Below are 18692 nucleotides of genomic sequence, written 5' to 3'. Positions count from 1 at the left end.
TCGGCGTTTTTCGTTTTCTGGTCGCTTATTTATCACCGCTGCTCAAACGGCGCTGTAGCTGATCGCGCAAATTCGGCGGCGTCCCTTTGATGATAAGTGTGTCAGTCGTCGGATCCCAGAAGATACGCTCGCCCAGCAGCAAGGCATCAAAATTGATCGTTAAACCACCGCCACTGCCAGCAAACTTGGTGAGTTGGCGCAGTGTGCTACGATCCGCAGGGAAGCTCTCTTCCAATTCATAGTCCTGCTCTTGCGAAAAAGCATGGAAGGTTTTCTCTCCCAGCGCCGGCAGTTCCTGCGACAACGCCGCAACCTCTATCTCTTCCCCAGCCTGCAACTGCTCATTGCAATAGCTGTACACCTGCTGACGGTATTGCTGACGCTCGTTTTTATCAAACTGCGCCTCAGCACAATAATCGTCCACCGCTTGCAACAGGCCGCGATTCTGCGCCTTGGTATCAAGCCCTGCGCTGGCGCCGAGGAAATCCATAAAGAAATCCGCGACCTTGCGCCCTACCCGCCCTTTCAGGAAGGTCAGATAGCGTTGAGATTCCGGATTGGTCTCCCACTCCGTGAGATCGATACGCGCCACGATATCCGCATGGGGGATATCCAGATAGTGCGTGCTGCTGATATCCAGCTGTTCATTGACGCGCATGCTGCTGCAACTGTTCAGCACCGCCACCAGCAGATACTCAACCGCCAGATAGCGGTATTGGCAAAACAGCACGATGCCGCCCTCCGCAAAGGGATACTTCGCCAGTTCATCACGCAACCGAGCGGTGGCCGCGCGACTAAACCCGAGGAAATCCTCCTCCCCTTTACGGCAGCCACGCAGTGCCTGGGCCAGTTCGCTCTGTTCCTCGAACACGCCGTAGGCCTTGTTTTTCGCACTGTAGACGCGGTGCAGCTCAGCCATCATCTCGTCAACGGCGGGGGTGGCATCTAATAACGAATCCCGTAACACCAACTCCAACATTTGCTCATCGCGTTTGACAAGCTGATGCAAGGCAATCTGGTCGATATCCAGACTCATGATAAACTCTCCTTTTGGCAAGGAGCGTATTCAAACACCAACGCAGGTCCCCTACAAGAAAAAGCCTGCACCCACCAACGGTTGACGCTAAAATGATAAAATTGCGGAAAACGTCAGGTCGTTACGTTAAGATATTCCCCTTTATCAGCTTGAGAATCGCCCTTTTATGGCACAATTATCCCGTTACAGAGACGAACTCGTCGAACAAGTGCTTTCCGAATTGGTAAGCTTATTGGAAAAACACCATGCCCCCACTGACCTCTCCTTGATGGTTTTGGGCAACATGGTTACCAACCTTATCAACACCAGCGTAGCACCGGGGCAGCGTCAGGTATTGGCTCGTTCTTTTGCTGATGCGTTGCAGGCATCTATCACCACCCATAACGCGCAATAACACCGACCAGAGGCTATGGTAAGCAACCGTCGCAACTATCGCGAAAAAGTTTCCCAGATGATCAGTTGGGGGCATTGGTTCGCGCTATTTAATATCCTGTTGAGTCTGGGGGTGGGAAGCCGCTATCTGTTCGTGGCGGATTGGCCCTCGTCGTTACTTGGCCGTAACTATGCCCTTGTCAGTTGGCTGGGGCATTTTAGTTTTATCGTTTTTGCCGTCTACCTGCTGATTGTCTTTCCGTTGACGTTCGTGGTGATGTCGCAGCGTTTGCTACGTTTTCTTTCTGTGGCGTTGGCGACCGCAGGGCTGACGCTGCTGTTGCTGGATATGGAGGTGTTTAGCCGTTTCCACCTGCACTTGAATCTCACTGTCTGGGAACTGGTGATCAATCCAGAGCAAAGTGACCTGGCCCGTGACTGGCAACTGATGTTTATCGGCATCCCCGTGATTTTCATGGTTGAGATGCTGTTTGGCACCTGGTGCTGGCAAAAACTGCGTAGCCTGAACCGTCACCGTATTGGCATGCCGGTCGCCGCGGTGTTTATCAGTGCGTTTTTCGCCTCGCATATGATGTATATCTGGGCCGATGCCAACTTCTATCGCCCTATCACCATGCAGCGCGCGACATTGCCGTTATCCTATCCGATGACAGCACGACGATTTCTGGAAAAACACGGCCTGCTGGATGCACAAGCGTATGAGAGCCGCATTGCGCTACAGGGCAATCCTGAGGCGATTACGCTAGAGTATCCGCTGAACACTATTCAGTTCCGCGATGCTGGCAGCGGCTACAATCTGTTGATTGTGGTGGCAGACCAACTGCCGCTCACCCGAATGCCCCAGTTGATGCGTTTTGCTGAAGAGAACGTGCACTTCAGCAACCATTTCAATGTGAGCCAGAATGCCCAAAGCAGTCTGTTTAACCTGTTTTACGGTATCTCGACTACCTATATGGATGGTGTATTGAGTGCACGCACGCCATCAGCATTGGTGAGTTCCCTGAACCAACAGGGCTATCAATTTGGCCTGTTCTCAAGCAATGGCTTCGATAACCCGCTTTATAGTCAGGCACTGCTGTCAGATTTTTCGCTGTCAGTACCGGTAATTCAACCTGATGTTGATACCGTGCAACAGTGGCAGACGTGGCTGAAAACCGCTACGCAACCCACATCGCCATGGTTCTCTTATATTGAGCTGGGCACCACTGGTCCTCGTGCACTGACGGATGCTAAGGCTACCGATCAAAGCATCAGTGCAATACTTAATACGTTGCAAAGCCAAGGCAAACTGGATAATACCGTCGTGGTTATTACGGCAAAATCCAGCGAACAGGAGAAAGGCAGTCGCTACCGTCGCTCACAGTGGCAGATCCCGTTGGTGGTGCATTGGCCAGGAACACCGGCGCAAACCATCAGTAAAATGACGGATCAAAAAGACGTTATGGTCACGCTTATGCAGCGTTTACTGCATGTCAAAACGTCCGCCACAGACTATGCGCAAGGCGAAGACCTGTTTTCAGCCCAGCGACGTAATAACTGGCTGGTGAACGGCAACCGCGGGGCATTGATGATCACCACGCCGCAGCAGATCATCCAATTGGAAGCCAATGGCAGCTACGATGCCTACAACAGCGACGGCGAAAAATTGCGTGATGAAAAACCGAGTTTACCGCTGCTGTTACAGGTACTTACCAGCGAAAGGCGATTTATTGCCAACTAACGGCCTAAATCTAAAGCGATCGCGCCAGCTGGCTATTGCAATCGCTTCAGGAGACGGTAATATAGCGCCCCATAACGTCGGCACGTAGCGCAGCCTGGTAGCGCACTGTCATGGGGTGTCAGGGGTCGGAGGTTCAAATCCTCTCGTGCCGACCAAATAATCCCAAGAGAACCAACCTTTTACGGTTGGTTTTTTTATGCCTGGAATTTGGCGATGGTAAAATGATGGTAAAACTCTAACGGGATTCACTTCATTTTATCGGCTAAAATCTGCGGATAGATGATCATAATGGACATGACACCTCCCATGAAAATAACAGAATTCAACGGAACAAGAATCTGCGTGCTGGCAGACAATGACAAGGGCTTTGTTGAATAAATCAGAGTGAGCCGACAGAACGGCTCCCGCGGCTACACCGGTTATGCGATCCTGACGCTGTCGGGCATACCCAACAATGTCATCCGGTTTAGCGCTTTGACCATCGTCATTGCTTCACCCACCTGCGCGTCATAGTCCCGCAGGCTCAGATGGCCTCCCAGCAAGGTTTTGATGCTGTACATCGCCATTTCCGCTACCGAGCGGCGGTGGTAGCCCACTTTCTTTTTCCAGGCGTCATTGCTCCCGCTCAGATGCTGATTCGCCACTGCGTGGTTACGCTCATGGTATTTGGCCGGCCAGTATTGCGCCCCACTTCGTGGCGGGATAAGTGGCCTGATCTTTTTCCTCAGCAACGCATCATGGCAGTAGCCTGTGTCATAAGCGCCGTCTGCCGAGGCTTCCTTGATTTTCCTGTGGGTCTGGTTAATCAATCCCGGTAGTGCCTGCGCATCTGTCGTACCGCTGAGCGATAAATCGGCACAAATAATCTCGTGCGTCACACTGTCTGCGGCCAGATGAAGCTTGCGCCACACCATGCGTTTGTCAGCCCCATGCTGCCTGACTTTCCACTCGCCTTCGCCGAAGACTTTCAGGCCGGTACTGTCGATGACCAGATGCAAGATTTCACCTCGGGTCGGCGTCTTTATGCTGATGTTTACGGTCTTTGACCGCCTGCTGAGCAGAGAGTAATCCGGGCTGCGCAGCGGCAGAGACATCATCTTAAAAATCGAGTCAACGAAGCCCTGTAACGCCCGTAAAGAAAGGTTGAATACGCGCTTCATCATCAGAACCGTGGCGATCGCCATATGAGTGTAGTGAAGTGGCCGGCCACGCCCCTAAGGTGGCGAGCCGTCAGTCCATGCAGCAATGGCCAACTCATCAAGCCAGACCGTCAACGAACCGCGCTGCCTGAGAGCTTTGTTGTAGGCTGACCAGTTGGTGATTTTAAACTTTTGCTTTGCCATGGGGAACCGATGCTGAAACGACTGTAGCGTTCAGAACCACCGATCACTTAAAAGTTCGATTTATTCAACAAAGCCAATGACAAGCTGACACAGTGCCCAGAATGCTCTTACGCAGTAATTGAAGATTCAGGCTTCTATGTGTCTCTGTTCGTTATAGGTAATGAGGCATGGACCATTCACCACAACCTACTTCCTACACTTGAAGATGCGCTCGACCTCATAGCCGAGCGGAGTGGGCTTTTCGTTTAGCTTGCTACAGTGTTGCAATAAACATTACTGTGCATCACCTTCGGTTTAACCTCCGCGCATTCTGGCATCTGCACACGCACCGATATGAACGTGTCACGCGGTATATCGATAGGGTCGCCGTTCGCGTAGCCCTCTATCTCATTGCGAGCGAACGCTGGCGCGTCAGGGTGTGGGCGGTGATAGGTGCGAATAACTATCGAGCCATCCGGGTTTATCTGCTCACTTCCATCATCACCACCGTAGTCCACCCACAGGCGCGGTAACTTGTTGCGGCACATCGGCACATCGATACCGCCCTCATCACCGCCCCAGGCGCGATCGGCATTCAGGCCCAAACAGCCGGAAATGCGGTACACACCTTCACTCAGACGTTCGGTGGTGATGCCCTCAGCTTCGCTGGTCAACTCGCTGGTACCATCGGCGAACAGCTTCACAACCGGGCTTGCTGTTTTCCAGAAGCCGTTGGAGTCGGCTACGGCGTTATTGCCAGTAACAAGCACGTTGCCGGACGCAGCGCTCGGGAACGTTACAACGGTTTGTCCTGTTGCTGATCCAGTGCCGTCCCGTCTTATTATTTTAAGTTGTCCGTTCTCAGCGGAAATAAGAACCCTGCGCCCAACTGTTGCCTGTGCGACCGTAGTCGATTCAAGGTATATCGCAGGGTATTGCCTAAGAATAAAGAAATCGTTAGTTAAGGTTTTTAGCCCGGATATTGTCTGTGCGCTGTCGAGCGTAGCCAACTCATGCCACGCACCAACGGCGTTGTTCTCGATTGTTCTAAAACGGTACGATGGCGTGCTATTTCTCACATCGATCCAAACTTGAGCGCCATAGGTGCTGCTTGGATTGCCGAACAGATTTTGTAAATAGCCGCTATTAGGAACATCAGACTGTTCAGCTGACCGGGCATACCAAACGCCATTTGCTCGGTGATCAGATGCAAGGGTTGCGCCGGGCAACACTTGCGATGTGTTACTGCCAATACCACCAGCTAACCCGGCAACCAACACCTGACCAGCAGTAGCCAATGACGCTGTCTGCTTAGCAAGATTTTTGTCGGTCCAAAAGTTATGGATCACCGTAGCCGTTCCGGCTTCGTTACCTACAGTTGCCCTAATACCAAAAGACGGCGCTCCCACAACGGCTTCATGACCAAAAGACATTGAAGCCCACAAATCGCCCGTTTTTAGAAGAACGGACGGCGCATATCTGAGGCCATAAGAAACACGGCTTGTGTCATTACGGTATATGCGACTCCCTGTGTCGGAAGCCCTAAGCCACGCAATCATTGCCGCATCATCACGGTTGAAAGCCTGCCCTTTCGCCCCCCAACCCCAAGCCCCGTTTATCAATAGCGAGCCTGCGGTAGCATCAAACTGGCCAGTCTGCTTAACCCCTGTTACCTTCCCATTCAGCGCATCATCCCATGCCTTTTGCGAGCGAACGGTGACAGTCTGGCCGTCGGGCGTAGTTAAGGTAACGTTTCCCGCTCCGGTTAATATCTGCTGCCAGCCTGATAGTTGCTGCTGGTAATAGGCCAGCGTTGATGCAAACTCATGGGCAAACTGTTCAACCGAAACAGCCGGTGAGGTGGGAATAGCATAAGCTTTGCCTGTTCCCGTTGTGCCATTGAACGCCGATACCAGCGTTAATTGTGTATCGGATTGCACGGACTCAATTTCATAAATCTGAACAGTGCCAGCAGCAGGCAACAATAACATCCGCCCTGCTGATACACCGTTTAATGGATGAGTGAATTGGGTTCCTGTGCCCGTAATCATTTTGCTGCCATTAGTGGCAGTTAGCGTTCCGGTTTTATACCAAGACATATTTTCACCACACACAAAAAAACCGCAGAATGCGGTTTATGGTTTTCGATAGCATTGGTTGATATAGCCAACCGACTTAAAAATGATTACAGCCGATGCCCTGATATGTGGCAAAGAAGCATAGCTGGCTGTTATCAAAATAATGTCGCTTAGCTATATACCAACATGATAGATATTTTTACTTTCTAAAGATCACCGGTTGTAACTAGCAACTACAAATATTAGATAGCACCCGTTGTGTGCCATGCTTTCATACGTTTACCCTGCTTTATTGCCAATTCATTATCGGCGTAATCGAACTTGATTGCCGAAAAGCAGCAACGTCGAATTTGAACACAACCTTGTGAACCATCGTTCCACCACTCGATGGGCTTCTATGCATCTTTATTGAAACGACAGAAAATCCCTCACCGGCTGGGATAGTGAGAATTATTTTTCGAGGACGGATATAGGGTGCTAATTCGGCGCGACCCCACATATTTATGACTAAATCATCATCAATATATAATCCACCGTACCCCCCAGCGCCGGTTTGTCCGTTGAAAAACCAAATTTCATTAGTTTCCCTGTATATGGGAGGATTGAAAGCGCGGGTCCTCTCGTCGGTCGAGCCAATCATAATGATTGTTTTATCAAATAATTCTCTTTTTATTTTAAATAATTGATAGCTATAATCGCCACCATCTAAACCAATAATGCCGGTATATTCTCCGGCAAAGCTGTAGGTGTAATCATAAACATCACCAACAATTTTTCCAGCATAGACAGTCCCGTAGAAACTACCGTCATGAAATTCAGCATCCCCGTTCTTAGATATCTTCCATCCACGCACATCTTTAGCATAATTATTTGATTGTAGGTCGCCTCTAAACAACATGTCGTTGAACTCAGCAGTACCGTCTTTATTGATCATCCACCCTGAAACACCAGCAGAATAGTTTTTTGACTTGATGAGATCGCCAATCATCAGGTCAGTGATTGTGCCCTTACCGATAATCGCAGAATTAATAATTATCTGATCCCCCTGCGTGGTGAATATGAGTTGTGGATCCCCCCCGGCAGCATTCATGATCGAGAATCGGTCTTGCAGGAATATAGTATTCGACTGCATACCCTGGTCCGTGTCCTCAATGCTATGCGTCATACCCGCAACATATTGCCGCCCATTCGCATCAACTTTAATGCGCAGCGTGCGATAGGCCGACAACTTCGCATCTGTGCCATTCACAATGCTGCTGATATCGCTGATTTCCGTTGTGACACCGTTAACCGTGGATGTAAGTTGAGTGAGCTGCGTAGCTTGCGCTGTAAGCTGCCCGTCAATGTTGGTGACAGAGGTTTGCAGCCCCTGCGCCGCCGTCGCATTCGCTGTAAGGCCAGTAGCAGGATCGTTCATCTGACTGTTGAGATCGGTCAGCTGCTGCGATGTGGTTTCGTTTTGCGTTGCCACGGTCTGCTGCAACTGCGTCAGGTTACTGTTCGTCGTGCCGATACTTGACTGCATTTCCAGCATCGCAATCGTTCTGGCCTCCACCTCATTGGCGATTGTAGCACGCGTTTCGGTGATTTCTGCCGCTCTGTCGCCGTTCTGCGCGCGCCAGCGTCGCGTTTCAGCATCGTTCGCCAGGCTGTTACGGATAATCGCTTTGGCCTGTTCAATGCTGTTCAGCATGCCGTCCGATATTTGCAGGGTATTGTTCTCGACCTCACCAACCAGAGATTTCCATGCATCGGTTTCAGTGATTTCACCCACAATCACATCTGTAATATCGCTTACGTCTGTGCTGGATCCCCCGCGTATCCAGTTCGTCCACGGTCCCTGATTGCCTGACTTGTCAACAATACGGGCACGGTAAAAGAACGCCTGACCGACACTGAGCCCCATTTGCTGATAGGTGCGAGTGGGGTAAGCCACATCGGCCAGCAGCAACGCAGTCTGCCCGTCGCTCGTAGGGGAATACTGAATCTCCGTTTTCAGGGTATCGTCTGTATCAGCAGGAAAACTCCAGTTAAGCTGAATGCCGAAAACGAGTGGCACTGTGATGAAACTCGCCAGCGCAGGCGGGTTGCCCTCTTTGCCGTTAAGCCGGGTCTCCTGCGCGTTAGCCCACATGCTGGAGATTTCAGCCGCATTAATAGCCCGGACGCGAGCCTGATATTGCCCGGCGTAAATGCCTGGTACTTCAAAACCCAACGCAGAAGTACGCGCTGCATTTATCCAGTTGCCATTATCACGTCGCCATTGCGCCTCATAAGCGATTGCGCTTTCAGCCCGATCCCACGTTACCCGAAGTGTCGTAACGTTTATGCCCTGATCGACAGTGTTGTAACTGCCAATCTCGACACTTTCGGGGGCAGGTTGTACTGAAGGCGGAATAACGCTGATCGGACGCGATTCAATGCGTGCGCCGTTATCAATATTGTCCCATTTGTCCGGGTCATACTCGACGCCGGTGATATCAAATGACAGACCACCATCAGCCTCGGCCACACCAACAATGCGGTACAGTTGCAAAGCCAAATCAGTGGCATCTATCGGCTTTGTTGAATAATTTAACCGTTTGATTTACATCTTCTTTAGTTAGAATGCATTTACAGAGAATGTATTTTGTTAGAACGACAAATCAAATAGTTAGCACAATAAAAAGCATTCCGAGAGAAAAAATTAGTCGTTGAAATTTTATAATGCTTATATAAATCAGTATCTTAAATTATTCAACAAAGCCCATCTATCGCCCATACAGATTCTGCGATCGGCGTTTCGCTGTAGTCTGTTGTGACCGTAATGATGTTGTCGTTTACCGCTTCAATGGTGCGCCCTTCCGCTTTCCCACTCGGCAGGTTAACAATCAGGCGCTCACCAATGGCCGCAGACGATACGCGATCAAGTGTGATGTTACGCCCGTCAACCGCACTGATGCGACCCCCCAGGGGACGCCCTGCCAGTAACGAATCAGCTACCCCAACAATTGAGCCAGGCACCGGAATATCGCCATCCAGCCCCATTGTGTACGCAATGGCCCTGTCCGCATCATTGGTGTGCAAAATCCATTTACCACGGCGGATCGCCTCCGTCTGACGAATACAACCAATCGCCGTCACTTCGGCCTGTTTAATCCCGTAACGTTTAACCAACTTGTTATCATTGACGGCTTCAACGGCATCCTGATAGCTGTTGGCAGGATCGGACCATGACACCATGGCCTGGCTATAATGTGTTTTCTCGCTGGCGTTGCTGTAGGTGAATTTCCCGTCTTTCACGTTGGCGCGCGTCACGATGTAATCAATATCGCGCGGCATATCGGCGATCACATTCATCTGGTTGTTGCCCCAGAACGTGGCACCGCGAAAGATTGCAGCCAGATCATTAAGCACGGTCCAGGCTTCTTCCTGCGACTGGATATACACATCGCATAAAAAACGTGGTTCAGTGCCATTACCGCCCCGGCCATCCGGTACTAACTGATCGCAATACTGTGCAATCTGATACAGCGACCATTTTGAAACGGAGAGGTTTTCAGCCTTGATGCGGTTGCCAAGGCCAAAGCGATCGCTGATCTGGATGTCGTAATACACCCAGGCAGGGTTATTGGTGAATGCCCATTTAAAGGTGCCGTTCCATGCCCCGCTGTAAGTTCGGGCTACCGGATCATAATTTGAGGGGACGCGGATAATGCGCCCATCGGGCTCACAGGAAATGACCGGGATATTCTGGAACTGTTTCGCATCAAACTGAATAAACAGCAGCGCGGTTTCCGGGTAACGCAATTTCGCATCAATGATTTCCGTAACGGCATCAATAACCATTTTATCGGCAATGCGGTTGCTCGTTGAATTCGGCGTAATGCGACGCACACGGATTTGCCAGCCGGTTGTTGCATCAGGTAAGTCAATACGGTGGCTACGCTCATATTTCGTCGTAGTCTTACCGTCGACCGCTGTTTTCAGCAGTTCCTGATAGCTGCCGCCATCCGTGGCCACATCAATCGCATACTCAATGCGATAACCACCAACATCGCCGTTATCCTGTTGTTGCTGGAGTGCAGACCACGAAAAGCGTAGACGTACCGCTGAAAGCTGAGTATTGGTGAGTGACCGCACCCAGGCTGTCTGACTGGTTAATTCTGTGCTGACGGTAATTTCATTCTCAACGCCAGGGAAGCCGGGTATATAGGATTGATCGGGCGTGCCGGAACGAAACTCCCACGTCACGCCTGAAAAGTTAGCGTTACCGTTCGCATCTGTGATCGGTGTACCGTCCAGAAAAACACGGGTACCATCCAGCCCACCGCTAAATTCCCCCTCCCCCAACGCCAGCAGAATTTTTGCGTAGGACGTAGACTGAATAGAATCAGGTGACTCAACCGGTGTGCGGGCATTACCGCCGCCACCTTTACGACCACGAATCGTCATGAATGCTCCAAAAACAAAAAAACCGCTAAGCGCGGCTTAAACGTGTGAAGGGATAATGATTACTGCTGATCTTCTGCGTAAATACCCGCAGAGATAATCGCGCCACCGATTCGGCGACGGCCATAGAGGATCGGCACCGGATCCCCCTGAGCAATGGAGTTAACCGGCCCACCGAAAGCGTATGAGGGTTTGTTGTCGGGAGATTCACGCATAGCAATCCCGCCCTGAACGGGCGTTAGCATCTGCACCACTCCGCCAAGCATCATCGATGCCCCCATCATTCCCATACCGAACGCTAGTTTGGGCCAGAGAAACCCAATTCCATACGCAGGGCCAAGAATAAGAGAACTGGCTAGTAATACGGCCCCAAAAATCGTTTGAAACATTCCCGCCTTCTTGCTCCCGATAATGACGGGAGCAATACGGATTTCATGACTGACATTAAAATCCAGCTCATCACGCGTAAGATTTCGCTTACCGTCAAATACCGCATAGGTCAGCCCCCGCGCTTTACTCGTCAGTAGAAACTTCTCAAAGCCGGGGATGACTATGCTTAGCGCCTTGATAGCCTCCTGACGGCTTTCAACCGCCAGACGGTGCACGCGCCCAAACGTTGCACCCAGGACGCCATAGAGACGGATGTTTTTTAGGGGTTGGTACTCAATGGCTACCGACATTAACACCTCCTGTATAGCGCAAGCGGGTTATGGTTCTGTCAAACCAGTAACCGCCATAGGGGATTTTTTGGCTCAACTGGTTATACATATGATGGAGCATTTCACCGTTTCCAACATAAACCCCTGCGTGGTTTGGCTCGCTGGCGCGTACTTGCATAATGATCACGTCACCGGGTTGTAGTTCACCACTGACAGCAGTAAATCCCGCCTCGGCGTAATGTTTCATGTAAAGGTTTTCGCTACGGTTCCACCATCCATCGGCGCGTTCAAAATTGGGCAGCGTTATGCCTCGTTCCAACAGATATAGCCAAGCGACATTATTTTGATAACAGCCAGCTATGCTTCTTTGCCGCATATCAGGGCATAGGATGTAATCATTTTTAAGTCGGTTGGCTATATCGAATGCAGGGCGCACAAAAGGATGCGCAGGCATATTCACTGTACCCATTTCAACAAAGCGCCAGTAAAAGACATTGCGTGGGTTTTTCGCCTTCATAGTATTATCGCTGTTACCCGTTCGGGGATTAACACCGCGAATATGTACGCCAGATGATATTTCCCCTTTTCGCCGTGATTTCTGAGTAACCACCACAACGTTTTTGCGCATTTTCCCAGTGCGAACCGGGGCGCGGGCAATAACCTCCTCTTTCAGCACTTCGGCACCGGCGCGAGTAGCATCACGCAGTACCTTGTTGTTTTCGGCCCGACTCAGTTTTTCCAAATCCCTTGCAATATCGTCCAGGCCGGAAAAATCAAGACCAAAATCAATCACGTTTCACCCCCAGCTTGCACAATATTTCCAGTCGGGTGCACTTACCGTCTGGGATGGGTGGCCCGATAACGTCCAGTGTTAAGCCTTTAAACGGCCCGTTCAGGCACAGTAACCGTGACGCCGCCGATACATCACGGCGGTGACGCATCCACACACGAATTGTCGCCTCAGCAGATACCGCCCCTGAAGCCACCAGCTCACGTCCGCTTATAGGTGCGACCTCGGCCCACACAGTAGCAGCATCAAACCACGTCTTGATGAGTTGCCCGCTGGCATCGCGTGTTGTGGTGAAGTTCTGGATGGTGACGCGGTGGCGCATTTTTCCGATGTTCATAGCGGAATAAACCTGTAAGGTTGCAGTATTGAGAAAAATCCCGCTGGCAGGCTCTGCGCCTCACGATTTTCATACCAAAACCCAACCGCAAGCATCAGCGCCAGTTTAATATCCGACGAGATCACCAGCCCCTCACTTTCGTTTTCAGGCACCGCAGCATCATATAACTTACGGTTAATATAATTCTCGGCCCTTCCCTTTGCCGCCAAACAGTAAAGCGTAAGCATCTGGTCTTCGGTAGCGTCATCGCTGTCTATTCGGCACTGATTGCGCAATTCATCAATCGTTGGGACCATAGAAAGCACTCCGCCCGCAACCCGTTACCAGATTGCGGTCATGAAAAAACCGCCTAAGCGGTAAACGTTGTCAGTACAGTGATTGTGCCTTATGCGGGCTTGCCCACCAGCGCCTTAATAGCCGCGACATCTTCCAGTACGCAGTCAAAGCGATGGAACGCGAGGAATGCAGTCTGGTCGTACTCAGCGTAGCGTTCAACCAGGCGCTTAAGCGTCATGTACGTGATTCGGCGGATGATGAAGCGGTTAAAATCTCCCAGGAATGCGAACTTTTTACCCGCTGCAATGCTGCCGATAGCCTGATCGATAACGTATGGAATGTTCAGAATCGTAGCGGGAGAACCGCCGACGATATCAGGAAGCCATAGCGGGCGCTTCTGATCATCAACCATCTCTTCGATGATTTGGAGTGTTGAATCGTTGAACGCCCAGCGGTATTTAGGTCCACCTCGATACGCGGGGTCAATGGCGTGCTTGAGGCTATTCATCTCTTTCCATGTAAATGCAGCAGCGGCAGCGGTATTAACCGTCCCCGTCACGGACGTTACAAGTCCTTTCGGTTGAACCGGAGCACCAGCGCCCGTCCCTTGTACCAGATATTTGGCCTCACCGCGCCCAATGCGCTGCCCGATGCGCCCAGCTAAATAGGCTTCAATATCAACACCGCTATCTTGCAGTAATTCATTAGAGACGCGAATGATTTTGGATGACAGTTTTTTTGCACCCAAGATCGCTGTACCAAAGCTCACATCTTCTTCCGATGCCTCGGTATTTTCACCCAGCAATTCGCCTTCTTCAGAAGTGCCGTCAGACGTTGACCAGGTGATGTCCTGACCATTAGATGTGTTGAGAATCTGCGCTACGCTGGCAATGCCGCCGTAAGCCTTCATTGAATCGACAATCTTATTCAGCATCTGCGTTGGGACGGTGTAGCCACCCTTTGCATCTGGCGTAGTGCCCTGAGCGCGCAATTCTTTCAATGCCTGGCGTTCTTCACTGGTTAATTCGGCAAAACCATTACGCAGGAAGCGATCGAACGCAGCAACGCGTTTTTCTTGAGCTTGCGCAGCCGGATCGCCATTATTTTGCTGGCGCTGTTCCTGCTCGTTGTCATTAACATACAACTGATCTTGACGGCGCAACTCGTCTTCACGAGCAATCTGCGCATCCAGACCGTCCAGTTCAGACTTGGCTTTATTCCACTCAGTACGCTGCTCATCAGTCCATGTGTTTTCACCGATTTTGTCATGCAGGGCGCGCATATCGGTGGCGATGGTGTTACGTTTTTGCTTCAGTTCATGATATTTCATGTCTTTCCTCACGCATTTATCAAATTAAGGAGACGCTCACGCGCCATTTTTTCATTGATAGCTTTCTGTATTGCGCCGCTATCACGCGCCTCCTGCCATGCCGCCATAGAACGCAGCGCGGAATCGGCCTCTTGATACGCCGGGTACGTCACCGGGCTGACATCGAATAGTCGGGAAACCTTGGTGATTTCACGAAGAACAATCCCCTCTTCGTCTTCGTACCAGTGCTCCCCGTCACGAGCGACACGGAAAGCAAAGGAGGACTGGCTGATATCGCCGCGAGCCATGGGTGACAAAACCAGATCGCGGATCGTCTGCGTATCGGGCGCGGTAATGTCATAGCGCAACCCTTTATCATCAACAGCCACAAACAGTGTTCCTGCTGTTGAGCGACCAAGAATAAAATTGGCATCGTGGTTGAACAGCGCTCGCACATCGTCGTTCAGCACATCGTCAAACGCCCCCGGCTTGATGATTTCCCGAAAACCCCATAGCGGTTCGGATCGGGAATTGAAAACAGAGCCGTAACCGATAATGTATGCTGGTCCGTCCCCCGTCTGTTCGGTGCGAACTTCGCCGCTATAGCAACGCAATTCACGATCATTCATTGGTGTTATCCCCATCATCATTTTTCGTGGTTTTAAAATCGCTGGCAGGGTTGGCTGCATTAACGTTCACCAGCATTTCGTCCAGCCCATCCACAGGGTTCATGTCTTCAAAGGCGCGGGCTTCGTTACGACTCATCCAGCCATCAGTGATAGCAAAGTGATAGAACTGCGCACGCTCTTGCGGAGTACCGCGAAGCAGGCCAGTGAGGTTAAAACGGGTGTAATATCCGGCAGCTCTCTCGGAACGCGTAAACAAACGTCTGTTTAGCTCCTGCTCCCAGTTCGTCACCCAGGGCAGCATGGTGTAACGCACAAACTGGATGGCTTGCTGGGTGATGTTGGAAAATGTCGCCTTTTCCAGATCGTTAATCATGTGTGCGGGTACGTTATATATCCCGGCGATCATCGAGCGATTGAGCTTCAGCATGTCGATGATCTGGGCATCGACCGGAGAAATGGTCAGCGCTTTATAGTCAAGGTCAGCAGGCAGCAGCATAGTTTTATTTTCCTGGCTGCGCAGCATGGCAGTGGCCTTCTGCCACTGGTCTTTCAGCCACCCCCAGCTGTCTTTATTCAGTGGCCCTTTAACCGACACGATCCCGGCAGGGCGGGCATTTCCACTGAAGAAATTTTCGGTATATTTCTGCCCACTCATGCCCATGCCGATGGTTTCAGCATGCTGTAGTACAGGGCTGACGCCCATCTTCTGATCGTTGCCCAGCGCCCGAATATGCACCATATCTTCCGGACTAATAGCAAATGAACCTTCGTCGTTATAAACACCGTAGGTGTAGCGCCCGCCAGTATTCAGCAGCGTGGTTTCCCACGGCATGCACGCTTCAAGCTGGATAACTTCGCCCCTGCGATTGCGCTTTATGTGGGTATAGCCATTTCCCCAACCGAGGATATGGCGCTGTTTCAGCTCGCGCCATTTGTAGCTGGTCTGCCAGTCGTTCGGCTCATCATGTACCAGGTGAAAAACAGGATGATCTCGCGCTGGCTCCACCTTGTTATTTGATTTGCGCATCACATGCAGGGGCATCTGCGCAATGTTTGATGAGATGACGTAGATACAGGCATAAACCGCAGCCAGTTTCATGGCCGTTTCGGGACTCACAAAAACGTCACGGCCAAAAATATTGTCTGTTTCTGCTGCATCACCGGTGATCGGTGTCGCAGGACTCTCCAGCGGTTCGTTGCGAAACAAGGCATCAAGCAGCATTTCTCCCCCTTGCAGCCAGCAGCGCAAAAATAAGCAACAGGACACCAGTCAGCATCAATGCCACGGACACCCCAAATTGCAAATACACGCCAGCGGTGAGCGAACCGAAACCGGCTAGCCCGATAACATCAGTAATCAGTGATTTCATAGCATCAACAGGTCTTCATCAGGATCGAGCGTTGAAAGGAAGTCGATTTCATTACCACCATTGACCAGTAGCCGACTCATCGCAGTAAACAATGCGGCGGGACCGTCAATTTTGGCTTCGGGTGTCGATTTGTTGGGGAAAATGTTGTCATGTTTATCCGGCTTAACGGTCACGTTCGACATCATCCAGTTCATGACCGGGTGATTGCTGTGGTGAAAACGTTCACCGTAAACCAGCGCTTCAACCTCTTTCATCGCTTCAGAGAAATTTTTGACCGTTTGAGGGACTTCCACCATCGCTACACCATCATCACGCATCGCAATGCTGAATTGCAGGGCGCTCCACGGGTCAAAACCTGTCTCTCTCAGGTTTTCTCCATTAATCCATTCCAGAAGGTCGGCTTTGATTTGTGCATGGTCAATAACGTCGCCGTCAGTCAGCGCTAACTTGCTGAGATCTGCCCACTTGCGATACATCTGCGCCATTTGTGCAGAGCATCGCTCCAACCGCCCTTCGGGTAACCAGAACTTAAAATCAGCATGCACATGGCCATTGTTTGCCCGCCAGAGTTTGACGGCGGCACAAATATCGATTTTATGCGCCAGATCGACCCCCACCCACATCGGGTAGGTCTTCAGTTCGTGTTGTGGGGCAAGGTATTCACACTTCTCCCACTTAATCATGTCCATCCAGGCAGACTCAGCGGTCACCCAGATATTCATGTGCTTGGTGAAAAAGTTAACGCGGGCTGAAACCTGCTCTTTGGCTTTTTTAGCCAGCCGCCGCAGGTCATCCCAGCGCTTGCAGATGCCAAGTCCGGGATTGGCTTTCTGCCAGACGGTCTCATCAAAGGGATCGTCGTCTTTATCCAGGGTGTAGATAATGGCAAAAAACGTATCGTCCTTTACTGCACCCTCGACCGCGCTGTTATAGCCGTGCAACACCTTGATGGCGTAATCACGCAGTTCGTAACAGATACCTTCTTTATTGAACCCCGCCGTGGTGATGCCAAACAGTAATGATTGCAGGCGAGCGCCGGTTGCCGTCTCCAGAACGTCCCACACGTCGCGGGTTTTGTGCGCGTGCAACTCATCGACAATGCCACAATGAATATTGAGTCCGTCGAGGTTGTTGGCATCCGATGAGAGCGGCTCAAACTTTGACGCTGTTTGTTCCTGGTAAATGGCAAGTTTGTTGAATTCAAACAACCTGCCGAGCGTCGCCTTGGCCTTTTTGACCATGTTTTTCGCATCTTCAAACACAATGCGGGCCTGATCGCGCGTGGTGGCCGCTGAATAGACCTCGGCACCCCCTTCGCTGTCAGCGCCAGTCATATACAGGCCAATACCGGAGGACAGCGTTGATTTGGCGTTTTTGCGCGCCACCTCGTTATAGGCAGTGCGGAAGCGGCGTACCATCACCGGGCGTCCGCTGCCATCGTTGCGTAACACGACCTCCCCGGTCTGCTCATCCATCAGCGGTATAACAAAGCCGAAGATATTGATCAGAATAAACACATGCCAGTCCATCAATTCGATGGGCTGTCCAGCCAGATTGCCCTTAACGTGTGGTACGAACTTATAAAAATTGAGGATGTGTTGTGCGCGTGGCTCGCTGAAATAAATGTTACGGGCTTCGCCATGCTTTAAGTCATCAAGAAAACGCTGGCATGCCAGGCGCACGTACTCGCAGGCAATAATATCCCCCGCCACGACACGTTCAGCGTAGCGAATACCATCAGCAACGTTTGCCATTAATCCCTCGCGTTAAGAAATTCAGCAAGAGGATCACTCTCGCCCGGATCACCCACATTTACTTTTGATCGGCTGGATGGCGTCATGCCAAATTCCTGAAGCCAACCTCGGACTTCTTTTCTGGCTTCTCGGCTCTCACCAAAAAAATCGCTCGGCTTAACCCTGACATCACCAGTAGTGGTGGTGATTTCTTTTGTCGCGCCCTCGCGCTCCAGCGTTTCTTTAATAAGTCGATAGTCAACGTAGGCGTCGACCAACATTTCAAGCGCCTTTCCATCAAGCGCTGTGAGTACGCCGATCCCTGCTAATTGATCGCCCAATCGCTTAAACCAGTACTTACCTTGCTTGGTAAAATGCTTCGGCGTTGGGGGGACCCCTTTTGTCGGTTGCGGCTCATTTTTGTTGATCGGGCGTTTTGATGGGTTACCCCTCACCAAACGTAGATGGGTCGGGGTTTTCGGTGGTCCAGACATAATCGAAAACTCCTATTAATCATCGTATGGGGAACCCCAAAAAAAAGTTTCTAACCTGCGGCGATGTGAAGAAAGGCTAGGCGGCGGTACTGGAGCGACAGGGCTGTAGAGATTT

Annotated in this window: 15 protein-coding genes, 1 tRNA gene and 2 pseudogenes; 3 read left to right on the top strand and 15 right to left on the bottom strand. The window is 51.0% G+C overall.

Features of this window, described 5'->3' with window-relative positions:
* Window positions 1-25 precede the first annotated feature (25 nt).
* A complete protein-coding gene (gene yejK, locus ACQGXV_RS26650) occupies window positions 26-1036 on the bottom strand; it encodes a nucleoid-associated protein YejK (RefSeq protein ID WP_440863710.1) in 1011 nt (336 codons plus the stop codon).
* A 166-nt stretch (window positions 1037-1202) separates the two neighbouring features.
* On the opposite strand from yejK, the gene ACQGXV_RS26645 reads away from it, so the two are divergent.
* From ACQGXV_RS26645 to ACQGXV_RS26635, 3 genes are all read left to right on the top strand, one after another.
* Entirely contained in the window at window positions 1203-1430 is a 228-nt protein-coding gene (locus tag ACQGXV_RS26645) for a YejL family protein (RefSeq protein ID WP_440863709.1), read from the top strand.
* 15 nt (window positions 1431-1445) lie between these two features.
* The gene (yejM, locus tag ACQGXV_RS26640) at window positions 1446-3149 is read left to right on the top strand and encodes an LPS biosynthesis-modulating metalloenzyme YejM (protein WP_440863708.1); all 1704 of its coding nucleotides are present in this window, start codon (window positions 1446-1448) and stop codon (window positions 3147-3149) included.
* A 78-nt stretch (window positions 3150-3227) separates the two neighbouring features.
* Window positions 3228-3304 (top strand) — tRNA-Pro (locus ACQGXV_RS26635).
* A gap of 264 nt (window positions 3305-3568) precedes the next feature.
* On the opposite strand, the pseudogene ACQGXV_RS26630 reads toward ACQGXV_RS26635, so the two are convergent.
* From ACQGXV_RS26630 to ACQGXV_RS26565, 14 genes and pseudogenes are all read right to left on the bottom strand, one after another.
* Window positions 3569-4492, bottom strand: a pseudogene (locus tag ACQGXV_RS26630) (IS5 family transposase).
* Window positions 4493-4737: 245 nt separating this feature from the next.
* Window positions 4738-6522: a hypothetical protein gene (locus tag ACQGXV_RS26625; RefSeq protein ID WP_440863707.1), complete on the bottom strand. Its 1785-nt coding sequence runs from the start codon at window positions 6520-6522 to the stop codon at window positions 4738-4740.
* A gap of 316 nt (window positions 6523-6838) precedes the next feature.
* Window positions 6839-9091, bottom strand: coding sequence for a phage tail tip fiber protein (locus ACQGXV_RS26620; RefSeq protein ID WP_440863706.1), 2253 nt, complete (start codon window positions 9089-9091; stop codon window positions 6839-6841).
* A 206-nt stretch (window positions 9092-9297) separates the two neighbouring features.
* A pseudogene (locus tag ACQGXV_RS26615) lies at window positions 9298-10983 on the bottom strand (host specificity protein J); the annotation flags it as partial.
* A 59-nt stretch (window positions 10984-11042) separates the two neighbouring features.
* Window positions 11043-11660: a tail assembly protein gene (locus ACQGXV_RS26610; RefSeq protein WP_440863211.1), complete on the bottom strand. Its 618-nt coding sequence runs from the start codon at window positions 11658-11660 to the stop codon at window positions 11043-11045.
* Window positions 11644-12432 carry an HK97-gp10 family putative phage morphogenesis protein gene (locus ACQGXV_RS26605; protein ID WP_440863705.1) on the bottom strand — a complete coding sequence of 263 codons (789 nt, stop codon included), beginning with the start codon at window positions 12430-12432 and terminating at the stop codon, window positions 11644-11646. Before ACQGXV_RS26605 ends, ACQGXV_RS26610 begins: the two co-directional genes overlap by 17 nt.
* Window positions 12425-12766, bottom strand: a complete 342-nt coding sequence (locus tag ACQGXV_RS26600; RefSeq protein ID WP_440863200.1) for a phage head closure protein — start codon at window positions 12764-12766, stop codon at window positions 12425-12427. Before ACQGXV_RS26600 ends, ACQGXV_RS26605 begins: the two co-directional genes overlap by 8 nt.
* Window positions 12763-13062: a head-tail connector protein gene (locus ACQGXV_RS26595; RefSeq protein ID WP_440863199.1), complete on the bottom strand. Its 300-nt coding sequence runs from the start codon at window positions 13060-13062 to the stop codon at window positions 12763-12765. Before ACQGXV_RS26595 ends, ACQGXV_RS26600 begins: the two co-directional genes overlap by 4 nt.
* A gap of 89 nt (window positions 13063-13151) precedes the next feature.
* A complete protein-coding gene (locus ACQGXV_RS26590) occupies window positions 13152-14372 on the bottom strand; it encodes a phage major capsid protein (protein ID WP_440863198.1) in 1221 nt (406 codons plus the stop codon).
* A gap of 8 nt (window positions 14373-14380) precedes the next feature.
* A complete protein-coding gene (locus ACQGXV_RS26585) occupies window positions 14381-14980 on the bottom strand; it encodes an HK97 family phage prohead protease (RefSeq protein ID WP_440867358.1) in 600 nt (199 codons plus the stop codon).
* Complete coding sequence (locus ACQGXV_RS26580; protein ID WP_440863197.1) at window positions 14973-16202, bottom strand: phage portal protein; 1230 nt, start codon at window positions 16200-16202, stop codon at window positions 14973-14975. Before ACQGXV_RS26580 ends, ACQGXV_RS26585 begins: the two co-directional genes overlap by 8 nt.
* The gene (locus tag ACQGXV_RS26575) at window positions 16192-16350 is read right to left on the bottom strand and encodes a hypothetical protein (RefSeq protein ID WP_440863196.1); all 159 of its coding nucleotides are present in this window, start codon (window positions 16348-16350) and stop codon (window positions 16192-16194) included. The genes ACQGXV_RS26580 and ACQGXV_RS26575 overlap by 11 nt, the downstream gene beginning before the upstream one ends.
* Window positions 16347-18104, bottom strand: coding sequence for a terminase large subunit (locus ACQGXV_RS26570; RefSeq protein WP_440863195.1), 1758 nt, complete (start codon window positions 18102-18104; stop codon window positions 16347-16349). The genes ACQGXV_RS26575 and ACQGXV_RS26570 overlap by 4 nt, the downstream gene beginning before the upstream one ends.
* A complete protein-coding gene (locus ACQGXV_RS26565; RefSeq protein ID WP_440863194.1) occupies window positions 18104-18577 on the bottom strand; it encodes a phage terminase small subunit P27 family in 474 nt (157 codons plus the stop codon). The genes ACQGXV_RS26570 and ACQGXV_RS26565 overlap by 1 nt, the downstream gene beginning before the upstream one ends.
* Window positions 18578-18692 lie beyond the last annotated feature (115 nt).

It is taken from the genome of Symbiopectobacterium purcellii (assembly GCF_052050035.1).
GTDB classification, from domain to species: domain Bacteria; phylum Pseudomonadota; class Gammaproteobacteria; order Enterobacterales; family Enterobacteriaceae; genus Symbiopectobacterium; species Symbiopectobacterium purcellii_A.
Note: the sequence above shows the minus strand (reverse complement) of the source record. Positions and strands in the feature narration are given on the sequence as shown.